Raw genomic sequence first — 586 nt, forward strand, 5'->3', positions numbered from 1 at the left:
CCCAGGTGCGCACGTCGTAGCCCTTGATGCCGGCTTCCTGCACCGTCGGGACATCGGGGAGCAAGGCGGTGCGTGCCGGCGACGTCACCGCGAGGCCGCGGATCGCGCCGCTCTGGATTTGCGGGGCCAGCAAAACGGGCGTACCGACGATGACAGGAATTTCTCCACCGAGCAGCGCGGTGATGGATTGTGAATCGCCGCGATACGGCACGTGCACGATCTCGACGCCGGCGGTGGCGTTGAGCAATTCTCCTGCGAGGTGATGGGTGCTGCCGAAACCAACCGATCCGAAACTGAGCGAGCCGGGCTTTGCCTTGGCGATCGTGATGAGCTCGCCCAGTGATTTTGCCGGATAGTCGTTACGCACCGCGATGACGAGCGCGTAGTACACCAGCGTCGAGATCATCTCGAAGCTGTCGGCCGGCTGGTAGGCCAGGCTCTTGTAGGTCGCCGCGGAAATCGCATGCGCGCCGGTGACGAGGCCGAGCGTGTAACCGTCGGGCGCCGCCTTTGCGATCGCATCCGCCGCGATGTTGCCGCCGGCGCCCGGCTTGGCCTCGACGATGATCGGTTGCCCGAGCTTCTT

The 586-nt window shown here is 65.2% G+C and carries 1 protein-coding gene; it reads right to left on the bottom strand.

Going from position 1 to position 586, the window contains the following annotated elements:
• A partial coding sequence (locus tag MOV74_RS39920; protein ID WP_246933079.1) for a tripartite tricarboxylate transporter substrate-binding protein occupies positions 1-586 on the bottom strand: 586 nt, incomplete at both ends.

The organism is Bradyrhizobium sp. SHOUNA76 (genome assembly GCF_023006445.1).
Taxonomy (GTDB): Bacteria; Pseudomonadota; Alphaproteobacteria; order Rhizobiales; family Xanthobacteraceae; genus Bradyrhizobium.